The 17,953-nt window shown below is 58.8% G+C and carries 12 protein-coding genes; 10 read left to right on the forward strand and 2 right to left on the reverse strand.

The features are described 5' to 3' along the window. Positions 1–216: 216 nt before the first annotated feature. Both tssI and ACK4OE_RS03150 read right to left on the reverse strand, forming a co-directional pair. Entirely contained in the window at positions 217–2,517 is a 2,301-nt protein-coding gene (tssI, locus tag ACK4OE_RS03145; RefSeq protein WP_409882930.1) for a type VI secretion system tip protein TssI/VgrG, read from the reverse strand. A gap of 203 nt (positions 2,518–2,720) precedes the next feature. Continuing rightward, on the reverse strand, positions 2,721–3,203 hold the full coding sequence (locus ACK4OE_RS03150; RefSeq protein ID WP_409882931.1) for an Hcp family type VI secretion system effector: 483 nt from the start codon (positions 3,201–3,203) through the stop codon (positions 2,721–2,723). Between the two features lie 746 nt (positions 3,204–3,949). On the opposite strand from ACK4OE_RS03150, the gene ACK4OE_RS03155 reads away from it, so the two are divergent. The 10 genes from ACK4OE_RS03155 to tagF all read left to right on the forward strand — a co-directional run bounded on the left by ACK4OE_RS03155 (position 3,950) and on the right by tagF (position 17,952). Next, positions 3,950–5,986, forward strand: coding sequence for a protein kinase domain-containing protein (locus tag ACK4OE_RS03155; protein ID WP_409882933.1), 2,037 nt, complete (start codon positions 3,950–3,952; stop codon positions 5,984–5,986). 35 nt (positions 5,987–6,021) lie between these two features. Then, complete coding sequence (locus ACK4OE_RS03160; RefSeq protein WP_409882935.1) at positions 6,022–6,834, forward strand: PEGA domain-containing protein; 813 nt, start codon at positions 6,022–6,024, stop codon at positions 6,832–6,834. 3 nt (positions 6,835–6,837) lie between these two features. Beyond that, the gene (locus tag ACK4OE_RS03165) at positions 6,838–7,311 is read left to right on the forward strand and encodes a TssQ family T6SS-associated lipoprotein (RefSeq protein WP_409882936.1); all 474 of its coding nucleotides are present in this window, start codon (positions 6,838–6,840) and stop codon (positions 7,309–7,311) included. A gap of 35 nt (positions 7,312–7,346) precedes the next feature. Beyond that, positions 7,347–9,512 carry a type VI secretion system-associated FHA domain protein TagH gene (gene tagH / locus ACK4OE_RS03170; protein WP_409882937.1) on the forward strand — a complete coding sequence of 722 codons (2,166 nt, stop codon included), beginning with the start codon at positions 7,347–7,349 and terminating at the stop codon, positions 9,510–9,512. Beyond that, a complete protein-coding gene (locus ACK4OE_RS03175) occupies positions 9,509–10,297 on the forward strand; it encodes a PP2C family protein-serine/threonine phosphatase (RefSeq protein ID WP_409882938.1) in 789 nt (262 codons plus the stop codon). The genes tagH and ACK4OE_RS03175 overlap by 4 nt, the downstream gene beginning before the upstream one ends. Before the next feature lie 22 nt (positions 10,298–10,319). Continuing rightward, positions 10,320–10,889, forward strand: a complete 570-nt coding sequence (tssJ, locus tag ACK4OE_RS03180; RefSeq protein WP_409882939.1) for a type VI secretion system lipoprotein TssJ — start codon at positions 10,320–10,322, stop codon at positions 10,887–10,889. 3 nt (positions 10,890–10,892) lie between these two features. Then, positions 10,893–12,227, forward strand: a complete 1,335-nt coding sequence (tssK, locus tag ACK4OE_RS03185) for a type VI secretion system baseplate subunit TssK (protein WP_409882940.1) — start codon at positions 10,893–10,895, stop codon at positions 12,225–12,227. A gap of 84 nt (positions 12,228–12,311) precedes the next feature. Beyond that, positions 12,312–13,574, forward strand: a complete 1,263-nt coding sequence (locus ACK4OE_RS03190) for a DotU family type VI secretion system protein (RefSeq protein ID WP_409883050.1) — start codon at positions 12,312–12,314, stop codon at positions 13,572–13,574. 2 nt (positions 13,575–13,576) lie between these two features. Further along, positions 13,577–17,209: a type VI secretion system membrane subunit TssM gene (gene tssM, locus ACK4OE_RS03195; RefSeq protein ID WP_409882941.1), complete on the forward strand. Its 3,633-nt coding sequence runs from the start codon at positions 13,577–13,579 to the stop codon at positions 17,207–17,209. Continuing rightward, the gene (tagF, locus tag ACK4OE_RS03200) at positions 17,191–17,952 is read left to right on the forward strand and encodes a type VI secretion system-associated protein TagF (protein WP_409882942.1); all 762 of its coding nucleotides are present in this window, start codon (positions 17,191–17,193) and stop codon (positions 17,950–17,952) included. Before tssM ends, tagF begins: the two co-directional genes overlap by 19 nt. The last annotated feature ends 1 nt before the right edge of the window (position 17,953 follow it).

The following is a 17,953-nucleotide window of genomic DNA, read 5'->3' on the forward strand; positions in this document are numbered from 1 at the left end:
TGGAGCAGGCTATGCCGCCTTGCGAGCCGATGAGGACTGTCAGCGAGCCCTGGATGATCGGGCCTCCGGATTCCGTCAGGTCGTCTTGTCTGGCAGCGGGTTTGCCCATGGTTTTTCCCTCAATCGAATGTGTTGTTATTCAGATGCTGGCGCTTGCAGGAGCGCCGCGATGCGCGTGATGTCCGCGCGACGACAAATTCAGTCCGAAGTGCCCGCCTAGCAGTTGAGCTTGTCCAGCGGCGAAAGCACTTCAATCTGCCCGGGGGTGAGCTTGATGGTGCTGCTGCCCACCGTCAGCAGAATCTCTTCTTTGGCGTTGAGATGGATCTTCTTGGACTCCAGGAATATCTGGCTGGCGTCGATCTTGATGCAGCTGGGTGCCTCACCACCACCACCGCCCCCGCCTGCACTACCGCCGGATGGCGCAACGATATGGTCAGCCCCAGCACTGGCGGCTGCAGAACCAGCGTCACCGCCCCCACCACCAACCTCCAGTACGTAGTCCTTGCCCACCGTGGTTTTCTGGCTTTGCCCGACCTTGGTGGTCTGGGTCATGCCCACAATGGTGGACATCATCATGCCGATGTTCTGGCTGTAGGCGACGCCAATACTCATCACCCGCACCAGCCCAACATTGAGCATGGACATGATGCCGATGGTGTGCTGCTTGGTGAGGCCGATCTTCACCGTTTCGTTCTTGCCGACAGTTTCGTCCCGGTTGTCGCCGATGCTGATTTCTTCGTTGTGGTCAACACGCTCTGAGCGATTGCTGTGAATCGTGATCGTCTCATCGCCGTCAACTTCTTCCGTGCGCCAGCCGTGAATATTGATCTTCTCATTGCGGTCAACCGTCTCCGTTCGGTCACGATGGATGGTGTTGGTCTCGTCCCGATCAATCGTCTTTTCTCGGTCCCGGCCCACCCATTTTTCTTCGTCGTTTTCCACCTCAGTCAGTTGATCCTTCTGCGCGTGGATCCACAGTTGCTCTTGCCCGGCCTTGTCTTCAAAGCGCAGCGCGTTGGCGTCACCAGGGCCTTTTTTCATTCCGGGGCCTGAGGCCCCGCCTTTGCTGGAGCGCGTCAAGATGCCGCTTTGGGTGGCGTTGGCAGGCAATGTCCAGGGCGGCATGTTGACGGCGTTGTAGACGCAGCCTGTAAGGATGGGGTAGTCAGGATCACCGTTGATGTGGTCGATGATGACTTCCATACCGATGCGTGGAATGAACACCGCGCCAAACTGAGGACCCGCCCAGCTGGTGGATACGCGCACCCAGCAGCTGGAGTTCTCGTCCATGGCGCCGATGCGGTCCCAGTGGAACTGCACTTTGACGCGGCCGTACTTGTCGGTCCAGATCTCTTCGCCGGGCGGCCCCACCACAACGGCGGTCTGTGGCCCACGGGTACGGGGCTTGGGGGTGCTGCGTTTGGGGCGGTATTCGATGCTGGTGGGCTGGGCGCTTACTTCAAACTGCTGAATGGAGCCTGCCTCCTGCGGGTTCTTGGTGGGGGTAACTCCGCCTCCTCGACTGCTGCTCACTTCGGGGTTCTCTTCGAAGTGGTAGTGCACGCTTAGCACCAGGTACTGGCGGTTCTGGTCCTCGCGCGGATAGTTTTCCAGATTGATGGTGTACCCAGGCGCCAGATTGCGTTTGTTGGCGCGGCCCAGCACACGGCTCTGCTTGGTCAGGTGTTCTTGCAGGCGCAGCTTGGCATAGGTTTCGCCATCAGGAAACTCGGTGTAGCCACCGGGCCATTCATAGATCTCGTACTTGTCATGCTCGTGCCCGGGCGGGTTCTGACGCATGTTGGAAAGGTCGGCGCGCGGCTTCTTGAAGTCGTAGTCGTCGTTGTAGTGCCTTCCCGGCTGCACTTCTTGCAACAACTCCCACGCATGGAAGTGTTCTTTGTCGGCAATGGCTGCTTTGCCGGGGGGATGAAACGGAATGACGTGACCACCGGGCAAGGGGCTGTGCGAGCCCACGATGTCGTCTGCCAGCACCAGGGTGTGACTGCCTGCGCTGTGCGTGAAGTAGTAGTACGCGCCTTCGTGTTCCAGCAGGCGCGCAACGAAGTTGTAGTCGCTCTCGCCATACTGGGTGCAGTAGTCCCAGGTGCGGTATGCGCGGGTGAGCTTCTTCTCGATCGGGAAGCCGTATTTTCCCAGCACCTCCATGATGATGTCTGGCACCGTCATGTGCTGGAAGATCTTGAAGTCGGTCTTGCGTGTCGCCATCCACAGCCAGGGCTTCAAACGCAGGCGGTAAGAGGCCCAACGATGGTCCTGCCCCTGCATGCCGAAGTGGGTGATGAGGCCGCTGATGTAGCGCTTGCCCAGGCCCTCTGTCTCCACCACCACCGAGGCGGCCTTGCCCAGCAAGGCCTTGGGGTCGATGCTCTTGCTCTGGCTGACCAAATCAACGTCCAGCGAGAACAGCTCGCTGATCGTTTCGGCGCCGTCGAGCTTGCGAAACTGCAGCTGTTCGCCCAGGGGGGTTTGAATGGTGACGCGGCGGGTCATGGCAAATGAAGAATCTCTGGAGTGAGGCAGCTGCTAAGGAACGGGCAGCTTGAAAGACAAGCGATGCGTGCAATGCAATGCAATGCAAACGGCGTAGCAAACGCATCGCCCGCTCACAAGGCGCGCACAAAAAAAGAGCCGCATCCAAAGACACGGCTCTTAGGTTGCGCGCACGGAGTAGGCGCAACCAGAAGCCAGAAAGATCAGGCTTCCTTGTTTTCCTTGATGCTGAAGCCCATTTGGCTCGTAGCACCCTTGCCACCCTGGCTGGTCTGCTCGGAGTACTCGGTCTTGATCTTGGCCGCCTGGAAGGCGTAGTTCACCACCACGGTGTCGCCAGAGCTGGTGCCGCTCACAGTGACGTTGGTCACCATCACATCGGTCAAGGTGATCTTGCCGAACTCGATCTGCGTGCCACCGGCCTTGCACATCGAAATCTCCACCTGGCCCAAGTGCTTACCGGTAGCGCAATGCTTGAGCACAGCGGGGTAGCACTTGTCGATGTTGGCAACGATGTTCAGGTTCTGAAAATCGGCCTTGCCAGCACCAGCACCACCGCCGGAAGCCATCGAGTGGGGCTGCGTCACACCCCAGGTGAAGGACTCAACGTCGGTCCAGTCTTTGTGCGCCGCGTCTTTCGACTCCCCGCTGGCGCCTTCCACCTTCATAAAAATTGCAACTGTCATTCGGGTACCTCTCCTTGGTTCAAAAAATGCGAAGCAATCACCACCAACGGCAGTGCGCCCGCGCTCTAAATTTCCGCAAGAGCGTGAAGCCCCCACAGAAGAAACTGCCCAGAGAGGAGTACGAAATCACCCGCAAAGAGCACGCACAAGCCCCAATGCAAATCCAAAGATTTACACGAACCACCCGCACTCGAATTACGGCATTTCTGTCACGGGCTGCACCCGTTGCTTGCTTGAATTCCCCTCCCTCGCAAGCTTGTTAGCGGGCGCATGATACGAGCGGATTTCAGAAAAAGGGGTTTCAAGTAACAGCAAATAGGCCAACCTCCGCAACATTAGAAACAGTGTGTTTCCGAGCGTATGTAGTGAGGGTTTTATGACGCGTTTTGCCACATCTGCACGGTAGACTCGCCCGCGATCAAACAACAGATTGACCGCTTCTGAACGAGGTTGCCATGCCGTTTCCAGGCGCGCAACGCGGCCGCTTAACGCAAAGCTTCACAAACACGCATCCATATGTGCGCGCCGTGGGGTTGGCCTGAATGAGCAGCCGTCGAGCAGCGCTTACTTGGCCAGGGCAACTGACCAAAGCCAGCATGTCGTGCAATTTGTTCTGATCGCAATAAAACAATGGGCAGCGCCCTGCGCGCTCAACCAAGTGTTGGCATCCTGTGGTCGTTGGACCACAGGAACCTGCTGGTTGAGCCAGGCTGAAATTCAAGAATGAAAACTGAGGGCGTCGCGTGATGATTGACACTGTAGGGGGGTCGGCAAACTGCCTTGCGCCTGGCGTGCATATCGGTGAGTACCGACTGCTGGACGTGATTGGCGAAGGGGGTTTCGGCATCGTTTACCGAGCCCGCGACATCAGTCTGGATCGCATTGTGGCCATCAAGGAATACATGCCCGCCACGCTGGCTGGGCGCAAGTCCTCGAACGAAATCCATGTGCGCTCTCAACACCGTGGCGCTTTTGATGCAGGCCTGCGCAGTTTTATCAATGAAGCGCGTCTGCTGGCCAAGTTTTCGCACCCCGCTCTGGTGCATGTGTACCGATTTTTTGAATTCAACGGCACCGCCTACATGGTGATGCGCCACTACGAAGGACAGACGTTTCGAACATTCCTCGGCGCTCAGCACGATCGCATGAACCAACGTATGTTGTCAGCCATCTTGAGTCCCATTCTGGACGTGGTCGAGATGCTCCACGCCGCCGATTGTTACCACCGCGACATCGCACCTGACAACGTGTTCCTGCAAAACTCCGGGATGCCGGTGCTGCTCGACTTTGGCGCCGCGCGGCGAATCATCGGCGACATGACGCAGGCGCTGACCATGGTGCTCAAGCCTGGGTTTGCGCCTATCGAGCAATATGTCGATGACGGCGCCATGCCCCAAGGCGCATGGACGGATATCTATCAGATCGGCGCCATGCTGTATCTAGCAATCACCGGCAAGCCACCGGCAACCTCCGTGGCACGAATGATCAACGACCCGGTTGCGGCACTTACAACTACGAGTTATGCGGGGTACTCTCCCCAGTTCCTTCATGGCGTGCATCGCGCGCTCGCCGTAAAGCCGCAGGACCGCCCCCAGACCATTGCAGAGCTCAAGGAACTGCTGGGTATTTCGACGTTTACCGCGCCCATGTTCAACCCATGGACCAACGCAGCAGCCCCTGGCCTGGGCGCGCAATCCCCAAGTGAGTTAGAGCAAAAATCAGCACCAAACCCGTTGGCAGCGCCGATTGCATCAACATCTGTAGCACCGTACAAGGAGGCGGCTGCGACCGCTGAGAGCCCTATCGACCGGAGCCTGTCTGGAAAGGCTCCGAACAGCCATCCCGCCCCAGCCCCGGTAGCGATATCAACCCATCTCGACGGGCAATACGAGGGAACCACGCCCGTTGCGCCCCCACCCTACCCTCAGCGGACGGTCACCAGCCTCAACACGACACCTGGCCCTGAAAGCTCTGCAGCGCCCACGGCGGAACAACCCCACCACGCCCCAAGCGATGCAACATCCACATCGCCTGCTCATACTGAGATCGTCTTTCCCTCACAACCATCGGCAACAAGCCCGATCCTTCCACCAGCAGGCAAACTTACAGTGACGCGCCGCCCTGCTACCACCCGCTGGATAGTCGGTGCGGTTGTGGTGGTGGCCTCAATCTCCATGGCAGTTTGGTGGGGCGGCAGGGATACATCTGCCTCGGAACAAATTGCCGCGACTTCAGCCCCGTCCGATGACCAGCATTGGCGAGAAGCGAAGAACATAGGGACGGTGGCGGCTCTGGATGGGTACCTGGAGGCCCAGCCAGAAGGCAAATACCGAAGCGAAGCCTTTGCATTGATCAATCGACTGGAGTCAACTGAGTCGGTGCCCCCCATGTCGGCGTCGGTGACACCTTCGCCCACAGAAGCAAGTGCAATTTCAGCGCCGCCGCCCGCAACTGAGCGTGGCCTGCTCCCAGATGCTGCCGCCAAGCCTGAGACAACGGCTCCAACAGCGGGCTCTGCAGCCACCGCAGCCGACCCTGCCACTGCAGTGAAGACGCCACCCAAGCCTGTGGGCGATGTCGGACGCGTGGTGCTCCGAATCAGCCCTTGGGGTCGTGTTTCTGTGAATGGCACTGCGATGGGCACAACGCCCCCGCTTACGCAAGTCGAGCTTCCCGAGGGCACGCACCGCATCGAAGTGAGCAACCCCGCCGCTGCTTCTGTCATCAGAACGGTGCAGGTCAAGAAGGGTGAGCCGGTGGTTGTTAGCCACCAGTTCGAATAGCTCCAGCCACCCTCTATCGCTTAGACGCTATGCCAATGAACGCTTTACTGCGCTGGGTTACGCTTTTCCTGTGGGTGGGGTCGGGTGCCGCATTCGCATCCACAGGCTGCGACGAGCCTGCGGGCGCTGAATCACGTAGCGCTGACTCTGCAACGGGGCGCCAGTTGCTGGGCCAAGGCATTTCGCTTTACGACTCCCGCAAACTCGACATGGCCGAAAAGGCGCTTCAGGCAGCGCTGTTCGCAGGACTGCAAGACCGGAGGGAGCGCTCCACCGCCCACAGATATCTTGCATTTGTATATTGCACCAATAAGGAATGGGCACGGTGCGACGCTGCCTTCGATGCAGCCTTCGAAGCAAGGCCATCTTTCACACTTGAGGGGTACGAACTGCAGGGCACTCCTTGGCGCGAGGCTTACTTGAAAGCCCAGGGCAAGCGGGGACTGCGATGCAGTCGCTCATCGCAGGGCGCCACGGATGCGCAGCGCACAGCCAATGCCACCCCCCTCAGTTTTTCACTCAATAGCACCGTGATCGCGGCAGTCACTCCGCTACTCCCTGCCGCGGGATATCAACAGACACCGTACGGCGCCTCATCTGCAAACACATTCAGTTCTCGCGCATTGCCTCGATCAGACAACAACGTGCAGTTGCGAGTGTCTCCTTGGGCGAACGTCAACCTCAACGGCAAACGTCTTGGCGTTACTCCGCCGCTCACTGAGATAAAGCTGCCGGTGGGTTCTCACACGATCGACCTGAGCAACCCGGGCTTTGAGACAGTCCGAAAAACACTGAAGGTCGAGTCCGACCAGACGATCACGATTACCCATGACTTTGACGCGAGATAAATGATGCAAACCCGTTTCTGGAATTCCTTGCTCATCGGTTGTGCATGCGCGCTTCTGGCCGCGTGCCAGACCACCCCGGACGCTCCCGAGCCAAAGCGTGAGGTGGCGACTCCCGTGGTTCCCGAGGCGCCTGTCGCGCCAGTGGATCCGCGCGCGCAGAAAGAGGCGCTACTTGCAGAAGCCTTGAATACCTATGCAGAAGGCCAGTTTGAGGACGCGATTGCCCAACTTACCCCGTTGGCCGATGCGCCTGAGCTGTCCTTGATATCGCAGATCAAGGCGCGAAAGTTCATGGCATTCAGTCATTGCGCTCTTGGACGCACCCGCCCATGCCGGCAGCAGTTCGACCTTGCCTTGGAGCAAGACCCCACATTTCAACTCACGGAAGCAGAGAAGGGACATCCGGTGTGGGGACGAGAGTTCAACAATGCACGCAACGCCGCGCGAAACAAGCGCCCCACGCGCAAAGCGCCCTGATTCCCGGGACATCCCAAGACAAGAGCGGGAATCCAATGGACAAGATTGAACTGGTGGTCACGCACCAAATGGGTAGCCCTGCGGATCGTGTTTGGTCTGCCATATTTGGTATGGCCGGAGGCACCATTGGGCGGGCCGGGCAAAACAAGCTAGTTTTGCCCGACGCTGACGCGGAGGTCGCACGGGTTCACGCCATGGTGCGCCTTGATTCCGATCAGGCCTACATCGCAAACCTGTGCGAGCGCCGGTCTGTGCTGGTAAATGGCCTGGAGGTTCTGTCAGGACAGGAAGTGCCCTTGATGCCCGGCGCAGAGATTGGCATTGGTCCTTACACACTGAGAGCATGTCTGCCGGGAGAACTGCGAGGTGATACGCCTTCTCGCAGGGAGCACCAGCCAGTCAATGGTGTCACCACACTGCCGCTACAACAAATGCACTCGTCCGCCACCCCGGGGCTGGCCACCGCAGAGACGACAACACTCAACCTCGCATCGCTACCCAACCCTTGGGCAGATATACCGGCGATTGTGGGGGGAGAGACATGCGTGCCAGAGCTGGCCGATCTGCCAACAACTCACCGGCCTGCCGCTGACCCTGACGCGTCTTCGGACAATCCCTTTGCGATGCTCGGGCGCGTGGAAGCGCCAGATACAGCGTCTCTGGAGCAGAACAGCCCTCTCGGCGCATCAGAGGTGAACCCTCCAACAAAAGCCGTTGTGCACCCGGATCCGGTGCCAACGCAGATCAATTCCAGCAACCCTTTCGAGAAGCATCTTCCAGCGAGTACCGCGACTCATTCGAAAGCGGTCGAACACCGGGCCATGGTGATTCCAGATGACTTTGACCCTTTTGCTGCCGACCCCAAAGTACTTGCAAGCGCGAACGACGCATGGAGTGGCGACTTGGCCGCCAAGAGCCTGGCAGAGGTCGCTCAGCTCAAAAATGACGAACTGCTGCAGTCTCTGCCCCGAACAAGCCAGTTCGCAGGAGAGATGGACAACGCTGCACATACCGGTCTGCCCAAACAGCTTGACCCCGCGATCGAGCTCAACCCGCTGAAGTTGTTTCGCGAACCGGGAGAGTCGATGTATGCGGAAGCCGAAGACCACGGCCTATCCCGCGGATCTGATCTGGCACAAATTTTTAGCATGCCTCGCGAAGCCCGTAGCGGCCTTGGCGTTGATTCGGCAGTCGCAAAGATTACCCCTTTAGTACAAGCCTCAAAAGCCACAGAGTCGGCAGTTGCTGCGGGGCTCCAACCCACCCAGGGATTGGACCTGGCCCTGTTTGGAAGTGCCACGCCAGACAGCACGCCAGAATTTTCGTTCATCAACGTTAGCGATCCTGTTGCAGCGGTCGGCTCCGAGCCACACGCCACAGCCTCTCTGAGGCCGACCAGCGCAGCACATGAGGCAGGTAGTGAAGAGCGGGGAAACCCGCTCCAATCAAAAAGCCACAGAACCGACTCCATCAACGGTTTCGCAAGCAATGAACATGCTTCAGCAGGTTTGAGCAACGCTATGCCCTCTCCGCGTCCAGCTGATCCAGCGCCTGCAACGCTGCGCCCTGAGCCGATTAACGGAGAGCCCGAAGTGAGCATCTCCATGCAAGCGTTGGCCTCAGCATTCCTTGAGGGCGCCGGAATCACGCCAGACAGAGTAGCGCTCTCCATCACCCCAGATTTCATGCGTGGATTTGGTGAAGCCTTGCGCACAGCAGTGCAGGGTTCGATTGACCTGTTGTCCGCACGGTCTGAGATCAAACGTGAGTTCAGGGCTGACGTCACCATCATTGCGTCAGGCGCAAACAACCCCTTGAAGTTTTTGCCTACCGCCGATGGCGTCATGCTGCAGTTGACCGGCCAAACGTTTCCCGGGTTTATGAAGCCAGTTCCGGCGATGAAAGAGGCTTACAAAGACCTCGCAGTGCATCAAGTTGCACTGATGGCCGGAATCCGCGCCGCTTATGAAGAAGCCACTGCACGCCTAAGCCCGGTAGAGCTGGAGAAAAGCGCTGCATCATCACCCAGCGTGATGTCAAGAATCTCGTCGGTGCACAGAAAGGCCGCGTTGTGGGACGACTACCAACAACGCTACGAGTCCATCCGTCGCCACGCGGAAGATGACTTGATGGCGTTTTCGGGGAAGACATTCGTAGAGGCTTATGAGAATGCTGCGCAAGCTGCGGAGGAGACGCTGTGATCGCGCACATAGCAGGTGAAGCACATCGACTGCAACTCACCGTTTCAGCCATCTCTGAAAAAGGCGGACGGGCCTCCAACGAAGATTACCTGGGCATGATTGACCTCGGGCCCAAGGGCTTTTGCTGCACGCTCGCAGACGGCGCAGGAGGACACGGAAACGGCGCACTGGCCGCGCGGCTCACGGTGGACGCGGTATTGGGTGGCTATCGCGAGAACCCTATGTTTGCCCCTGCCAGTCTGGCGTCGCTGATCTTTCGCGCGGAGCACACAGTCTCGGAAGAGCAACCCACATCCACGTCGCGCATGCACATGAGCGCCACCGTGGTGTTGCTGTGTATCGAGCCGCTGACCGGGCGAGCGCTGTGGGCGCACTGGGGCGACTCTCGGCTGTATTGGTTTCGAGGCGGCAAGGTTCACCGCATGACCGAGGACCACAGTGTGGTGCAACAGCTCTTGCACGCCGGGATGTACGCCAACAGCGATCCTCGCTCGCTCCCCAACCGGAGTGTTCTTGCAGGCGCTGTCGGTGCCGAATCCCAAGTCCCTCCTACGGTACTGCCTCAGTCGATGGAGTTGATGGAAGGTGATGCCTTCCTGCTGTGTTCGGATGGCTTGTGGGAGAACCTGCACGAGTCTGCCATGGAAGACGCGCTGCAGGCAGCAGATCGCCCGGATGTGTGGCTGCACAACATGGCGGGGGCGGTGACCGCCAAGGGCCGCCCCCATCAGGACAACCTCAGTGCTTTCGCGGTGTGGGTCTCCGAGAACCCCGCCATCAACTGAAATTGCAAAGACTGTTGCCATCATGACGACCAGTACCCCCATGCGGCGAGCCATTGTTAGATCCGCATCCCTCATAGCTGCAGCGTTTGCACTGTCGGCATGTGGTGTCGTGAATACGCTCAATCGACCCGTCGAGGCACCCACCGCCGTTCCCTCCGCCATCATCGAAATCGTTGCGGAACGCAGTCTGAACCCCGATATCGACGGCATGCCGAAACCTGTTCTGCTTCGCATCTACGAGCTACGTGCTCCCGCTACGTTCGAGCGTTCCAGCTTCTTCGATCTACAAGACAAGGACGAAAGCCAATTAGGCGGTGACTTTGTTCGCCGCGAGGAGCTGCTGATTGCTCCTGGTGAGCGGCGGATTATTGAACGCAAGGGCAACCCCGATGTGCGTGCATTTGGTTTCCTTGCGGGCTATCGGGATCTGGAGCGCAGCACCTGGAGAACCTCTGTAGATGCGCCCAACTCCGTCGAGATGCGCCGTCGCTGGTGGGGGTTGGGGCAGACAGAGCGGCTCAAACCCGTGCACTACCTGGTGACGGTGTCCCGCGATGCCGTCCGCGTTCAGCATCAAATAACTTCAAGGTAATCCATGGTCTGGCAAAGAAAAGTAGTGTGGGCCGAGGGCATGTTCCTGCGCCCGCAGCACTTTCAGCAACAAGAGCGCTATATCGACTTTCTGGTGCAGGGGCGCAGCCTGCCTGGTCAGCCTTTTTACTGGGGATTTTCTGAGCTCACTCTGGACAATCAGATGCTTGCGCTCGGCAAGATTGCGCTGATATCCGCGCACGGGGTGATGCCGGACGGAACGCCTTTCCAGATCCCGCAAGTTGACGATGCTCCGCCACCTCTGGATGTTGGCAAGGACGTCAAGGACACACTCGTATTTCTCTCATTGCCTTTGCGCCGACGCAGTGGAGCGGAGGTGACGTTGAGTGAGTCGGATGTGGGCATGACCCGCTATCAGGCGGAAGTGCTGGAGGTGCCTGACGTGAATGATGTCGGCGCCCAGCCCGCAGAGGTACAGCTTGGCAAAGCACGCTTCAGCCTGCGCGCAAAGCAGGATCTCTCAGAGGGATGGGTATCGCTGCCGGTCGCTCACGTTGTGGAGCGCAAATCCGATGGGTCGGTGCTGCTAGACAAGTCGTTCATCCCCACGGTAGTGAACAACTCAGAGACATCGGCGCTATTTGCATTCTGTCGCGAGCTACATGGCTTACTGAAACAACGCGGCGCGGCGCTAGAAGAGCGCTTGATACAACCGGGCCGCGGTGGAGTTGGCGAGGTGGGCGACTTTCTGATGCTGCAGTACATCAACCGCTGGGAACCAGCCGTGGAGCACTGGGTCCGAGTCCGCACCATACACCCGGAGCGCCTGTTTGATGATCTGCTGAAGATGGCTGGAGAACTCGCCACCTTCACCCGAGAGCAGCGTCGCCCGGCCCCGTTGCCAGCCTATGACCATGACGACCTGCGAAGCTGTTTTCCACCGCTCATGCTGGAGCTTCGTCGTGGCCTGTCTTCAGTCCTTGAACAGAACGCCATCCAGATCGAGCTGCAGGAGCGGCAGTACGGCGTACGTGTAGCCCTTATCCCGTCCACCGAACTGCTTACCACTTGCGACTTTGTGCTGGCAGTGCATGCCCAGACCACAGTGGAGTTTCTGCGCACTCACTTTCCGACGCAGACCAAGCTCGGCCCTGTGGAAAAAATTCGCGACCTTGTCAATCTTCACCTGCCAGGTGTCATCTTGCGTTCGCTTTCGGTCGCACCGCGCGAAATCCCCTACCACGCGGGATATTCGTATTTCGAGGTCGATACCACGCACGACCTGTGGCGGCAGTTGAACAACTCCGGCGGGCTGGCAATGCATGTGTCTGGCGAATTCCCGGAGTTGCAGCTGGAGTTCTGGGCGATCCGCAGATAAAAGATGTCTATGACGATGCAAATGACGGACAACCTCTTCGCTTCGGGGGCAGTAAGACACTCGACGGACGGAATCCCGGGCCTGATGGACACGTCCATGCCCTCTCCTGCCGCCGCACGAACGGATTTGCCCGATGTGATCAGCGGCGGCAACCCCCTGGTGGCGTCCGCGAACGCACTGCTCAATCTCATCCCGCAGATTCGCGCCATGGTGTCGAACTCCGATCCCGAAGGATTCCAGCGACTGCTGCTTGCGAACATCCGGGAATTTGAACGAGGCGCCGGTGTAGCGGGTGTCTCCATCGAAACGGTGATCGGAGCAAGGTACTGCCTCTGTACGGTGGTGGATGAAGCAGCAGCGCAAACCCCCTGGGGGGGCTCGGGGGTTTGGCCCAAATTCAGCCTGTTGGTTGCCTTGCACAACGAGACCTGGGGCGGGGAGAAGTTCTTTCAGCTTCTGGCAAAGCTCGTTCAGACGCCCCACCAGCACATCGACCTGATTGAGCTCATGTACTTTTGCCTGATGCTCGGCTTTGAAGGCCGCTATCGCGTGATTGAAAACGGCAGCAGCCAGCTCGAAACTCTGAAGGCCCGGTTGCTGGCGTTGATCGAAAGCACACGTGGCGACCGCAGTAGCGCATTGTCGATCCGCTGGAAGGGGGAGGAGCGCAAAGCGGCACCACCATGGACGATGGTTCCCCTCTGGGTGGCCACTGCATTGGCATTGCTGTTGGCTTTTCTCCTGTTTCTTTGGTTCAACTACCGTTTGGCAGCTCAATCCGACGAGCTGTTTGCAGCCATTAACTCCATCCGCTTTCCCAAAGCCATCGCCGCAGTTGCCACGGTCGACAAACCCCGATTGCGCCAGTTTTTGGAACCAGAAATCAGGGAAGGCTTGGTCGAAGTCATCGACTTGGCAGATCGCAGCACCATCATTCTTCGGGGTGATGGTCTATTTGATCCTGCTTCCACCACCGTCAAGCCCCGCTATATACAAGTCATCGAACGCGTGGCAATTGCATTGAATGAAGTTCCGGGCAAGGTCGTGGTGAACGGGTACACAGACTCGTCACCGATACGCACAGCGCGCTTTCCGTCCAACTGGCACCTATCGCAGGAACGAGCCCAGTCGGTGTCCGACATGCTGATCCGTACCGTACGGGACAGCACGCGCGTGAGAGCTGAGGGCCGAGGTGAAGCCGACCCTGTGGCCCCCAACACCACCAGCGAAGGCAAGGCCAGAAATCGGCGTGTGGAAATCATTCTTCTGGTAGCCCCGCAGGTGCGAGACAACGAGTTGCAGGCCATCAGCGGCGGCAATGCACGCAGTGAAAGCGTTAGGAAATGAGCATGCTGAGAAACCTGGCAGCACTGCTGTTCAATCGTCACACCCTGGTGCTCTGCGGATTGATCCTGCTGAGCTTGGTGATTTGGTTCATAGGGCCATTGGTTTACATCAAGCCCTATCAACCATTGGAAAGTGAAAACGTCCGCTGGGCGCTGATCGCGGCCTTGTTTGTTGCCTGGTTCATCAAACTTCTCTTGCAATGGTGGCGAGCCAAGAGAATGAACGACAAGCTGCTCGGACAGCTTGCAAGGCTGACGGCAGGGCGCGATACCCCCCAGGATTCTTCACCCGGCCACGAAGAGGTGGCGGAACTGGAGGGTCGCTTTAAAGAGGCGGTTGATGTCCTCGCAAAGACACGGTTTGGCGAAACAGAAAACGGCCTCTTCGGTCGGTTTACCAAACGCTATGTCTATCAGTTGCCTTGGTATCTGATCATTGGGTCTCCTGGCTCTGGCAAGACGACTGCACTGGTCAACTCGGGTCTGAATTTCCCCTTGGCGGAGCAGTTTGGCAAGGGGTCTATTCGCGGCGTTGGCGGCACTCGCAACTGCGATTGGTGGTTCACCGACCAGGCGGTGCTGCTGGACACGGCTGGACGCTACACCACGCAGGAAAGCGATGCAGTACAGGACAAAGCCGCTTGGTCCGGCTTTCTGCAGTTGCTCAAGCGCTTTCGCGGCAGGCAACCCATCAACGGAGTCATCGTCACACTCAGCGTCCAAGAGCTGCTGAGCAGCAATGACGCAGAGCGTGCACGCCTTGCAAAAACCATCGGCATGCGATTGGGCGAGCTATGCGACGAGCTCGCCATCAAGTTTCCGGTGTATGTGCTGATCACCAAAACAGATCTGTTGGCGGGCTTCAACGAGTTTTTTGGTCAGATGACGCGCGAAGAACGGTCTCAGGTCTGGGGATTCACGCAGGCCTACAAAGAGTCGGCCTCAAACCTCGATCCCACTGCACAATTCACCGCGGAATTCGACGCACTCGTCACGCAGATCAATCGGTTGTTGCCGCAGCGTCTGCTTGCAGAAACCGATCTGGCACGGCGCGGTTTGATCTATGCGCTTCCTCAACAGTTTGTGGGTCTTCGCGAAGTGGTGAACCAGACGTTGGCGGAGGCTTTCTCGTCGTCACGCTTCAAGGAGAAGCCGCTTTTCAGAGGCGTCTACTTCACGAGCGGAACCCAGGAAGGCATGCCGTTTGATCGCGTGCTTTCCGCTCTGAAGCGCCGGTTTTCCATCGCCAGCCCCAACCAACAAGCTACGGGACAACAAGGCAAAAGCTTCTTTATCGAAACCCTCTTCAAGGGGGTGATGTTCAACGAAGCGGGGTTGACCGGCCGCAATGCCAAAAAAGAGCGGCAACTCAGACTCCTGCAGGCGGGGGGCCTCATTGGGCTTGTGCTTGCGTTGAGCGGAGCGGCGCTGGCATGGAGCATCAGCAATCAGAACAACCTGAGCTATCTGGCCGAGGTCAAGGACAGCGTTGCCACGCTGCGCCATGCGGTTGATGAAGCCAAAACGGCCGATCCGGAAAATTTGGTGGCATTGCTCCCCTTGCTGGACCACGCCGAAGCCCTCGCCGTCAGCGACCAATACACGGGATCACCCCCGGTGGGATGGCGCTGGGGCCTTCTGCAGGTACCCAAAGTGCAAACTGCTGCGGACAACACCTACTTGCGCTTGCTAGAGGACGCTTGGCTGCCTGGCATCGTGAGGCAGCTGCGGCGATCACTTCAACAAACGGCAACCAACAATCCCGAAGCCAGCTACGAAGCGCTGAAAGCGTATCTCATGGTGCACGATGCGGACCGATTCGATGCGCGCACCGTCAAAGCCTGGATTCGCCATGAATGGGACGCGAGTCTGACGCCCGAATTGGTACAGGCAGGCGTGAGCGAACGTCTCTCTCATCATCTGGATCGCCTCATGGATGAGCGCGTGGTGCTTGCAACCACACCCATCGACAGCGCTCTCGTCGCGGAGGTCCGACAGCGTTTGGCCCAAATGTCGCCTGCGCAGCGTGCGTATAGCCGTCTGAAGCAGCTGCTTTCCACGGGCAACAATCTGCCTGCAGACTTTTCAGTGGTGCGCGCCAGCGGACCAGAAGCACCTCAGGTTTTCAGCCGCCGCAGCGGCCGACCGCTGACCCAGGGCATCTCCGGGCTTTTTACCTATGACGGCTATCACGGTGTCTTCTTGCACGAAGTGCCCAAAGTGACAACGCTGCTATCCAAGGAAGAGGGATGGATCATTGGTCAATCCGACGGCAGACGCAGTACCACCCAGGAGGTTTTGACGGGGCAGATGGCGAATGAAGTCAAACGCCTGTACCTCATGGAGTATGCGAAGCTCTGGGAGGACTATCTGGCTGATGTTCGTCCAACGCGCATCGGCTCACTGGATCAAGCCGGAGAGCAAGCCCGACTTTACTCGTCGGCTAACTCCAGTCTGGAGCAGTTCATTCGCGCCGTTTCCCGGGAGACGACGCTGGCCCGGCGCCCAGACGCAGAGGGAGGTACCAACGCAAGTACCAGCAGTTGGCTGGGCGAGAAGCTGAACCGCATTCGCGAAGAGCAACGCCAACTAAGCCGCCTGACCGGAAAGCAGGTGAACGTAGGTGGGCTGACACCCAGCGGGACACTTGAAGCGGACATCGTGGACTTCCGGTTTCGCGAGTACCGACGCCTTGCCACGAGTAACGGCTCAGGTCCAACACCTCTGACGCAGAGCCTGCAGGTTCTCGCTGAGGCGTCCGCCGTGATTGCAGCAGCACGGCAGCAGGTCAAATCGGGCGGTACGGTCCCTCCCACGCTTTCGTCCACCCTGGAGAGGGTGCGCGCAGAGGCCAAGCGACTCCCTCCGCCGCTCAACATCATGTATGACGACCTGGCTCAAGCCACGTCCACCATGGTGGGGCGCGATGTGCGCAGCACCATCGGTGGCAACCTGAATGCCACCATTGGCGACTTCTGCCGCCGCGCCATTTTGGGCCGGTATCCCTTCACTCGCAGTGCCGGACGAGATGTCACTGCGGACGATTTCGCAAAACTGTTTGCGATGGGTGGGACCATGGACGAGTTTTTCCGCAGCACGCTGCAACCCATGGTCGACATCTCCACCGCCACGTGGACGTTCAAACAAGGTGTCGATGGAACCCCTGTAGGCGGTTCCGCCTCCTTGGCGTCGTTTCAGAAAGCCTCGACCATCCGAGATGTCTTCTTCCGGTCAGGAGGCAAGGCCCCGGGGATTCGGCTGGACATCAAACCGATTGAAATGGATGCATCCATCTCGCAAATGGTCCTGGATGTCGACGGTGATGTATTGCGCTACCAGCACGGTCCGCAAATCCCCAAGTCAGTGAACTGGCCCGGTACGCGCGGTACGGGTCAGGTGCGGCTGCAGATCACGGCAGCGGGCGCGGAGAACTCTGGTTTGGTCACTGAAGGGCCATGGGCCTTGCACCGACTCTTTGATCGGGCCCAGATTCTTCCCGGCAACGCACCTGAAAAGTTCACCGCCATCTTCAATGTGGACGGTCGAAGGGTACGGTTCGAGGTCACAACGAGCAGTGTCCTCAACCCGTTCCGGCTCAAAGCCATGGAGGAGTTCGAATGTCCGAACAACCTCTAGCCCCCGAGGCACGAAGCGCGCAACCCGAAGGCGCCGTTGCGTGGTACGGCAAGCTACCCAGCCTCGGCGATTTTGTGGGGCGCCGCATGCCTCATGCGTTATCCACTGAATGGGACACCTGGTTGAGATCGGGCATGGATGAGCTGCGTGCACTGAACAGCACAACATGGCCCGAGAAATTTGTGACCGCACCGCTTTGGTTCTTCGCGGTGCCAGCTGCGGTTACTGGCACTGCCGTTATTGGGGCACTCGCACCCAGCATGGACCGGGTCGGTCGCTACTACCCGCTGACGGTGATGGCAACGGCACCCCATGCCACAAGCTCGCTCGCAGACGACGCCCGCGTACGCGTGTTCCTGTCGGGCGCACGCGCGGCGATTGTGGAAGCGAGGCGTCTCACGCTTTCGCCAGAAGAACTGGATCAGCGCCTTAGCCATCTTGCCAGCCCGTTTGAGTCGGCTAGCGCCACGCCGCGCGAGCCGTCGTTGATCGACAACATCCTCGCGGACCTCAGCGAGGCATCTTATGCACATCAGGCGGCTGACGAACGGGTTCAACTTCCCCGCGGTGACTGGAGGAACCGGACGGCACGCGGCAGCGAAAACAGCCTCTGGTGGGTCACCCCCACTCCTCGCTGGGGCTATGACGAACATGTGCATCGCGGCGTACTGGATCGCTCGCTGTTTGCGCATCTGTTCATGAAGCAGCCGCCTTCGTCCGAGCCTCATGTCTCCCCACTGTAAA

It is taken from the genome of Acidovorax sp. (assembly GCF_046314175.1).
Taxonomy (GTDB): Bacteria; Pseudomonadota; Gammaproteobacteria; order Burkholderiales; family Burkholderiaceae_C; genus Acidovorax.

Coding starts and splice junctions, on each gene's coding strand:
- tssI (WP_409882930.1), bottom strand. CDS start 2,517: ATGACCCGCCGCGTCACCATTCAAACCCCCCTGGGCGAACAGCTGCAG.
- ACK4OE_RS03150 (WP_409882931.1), bottom strand. CDS start 3,203: ATGACAGTTGCAATTTTTATGAAGGTGGAAGGCGCCAGCGGGGAGTCG.
- ACK4OE_RS03155 (WP_409882933.1), top strand. CDS start 3,950: ATGATTGACACTGTAGGGGGGTCGGCAAACTGCCTTGCGCCTGGCGTG.
- ACK4OE_RS03160 (WP_409882935.1), top strand. CDS start 6,022: ATGAACGCTTTACTGCGCTGGGTTACGCTTTTCCTGTGGGTGGGGTCG.
- ACK4OE_RS03165 (WP_409882936.1), top strand. CDS start 6,838: ATGCAAACCCGTTTCTGGAATTCCTTGCTCATCGGTTGTGCATGCGCG.
- tagH (WP_409882937.1), top strand. CDS start 7,347: ATGGACAAGATTGAACTGGTGGTCACGCACCAAATGGGTAGCCCTGCG.
- tssJ (WP_409882939.1), top strand. CDS start 10,320: ATGACGACCAGTACCCCCATGCGGCGAGCCATTGTTAGATCCGCATCC.
- tssK (WP_409882940.1), top strand. CDS start 10,893: ATGGTCTGGCAAAGAAAAGTAGTGTGGGCCGAGGGCATGTTCCTGCGC.
- ACK4OE_RS03190 (WP_409883050.1), top strand. CDS start 12,312: ATGGACACGTCCATGCCCTCTCCTGCCGCCGCACGAACGGATTTGCCC.
- tssM (WP_409882941.1), top strand. CDS start 13,577: ATGCTGAGAAACCTGGCAGCACTGCTGTTCAATCGTCACACCCTGGTG.
- tagF (WP_409882942.1), top strand. CDS start 17,191: ATGTCCGAACAACCTCTAGCCCCCGAGGCACGAAGCGCGCAACCCGAA.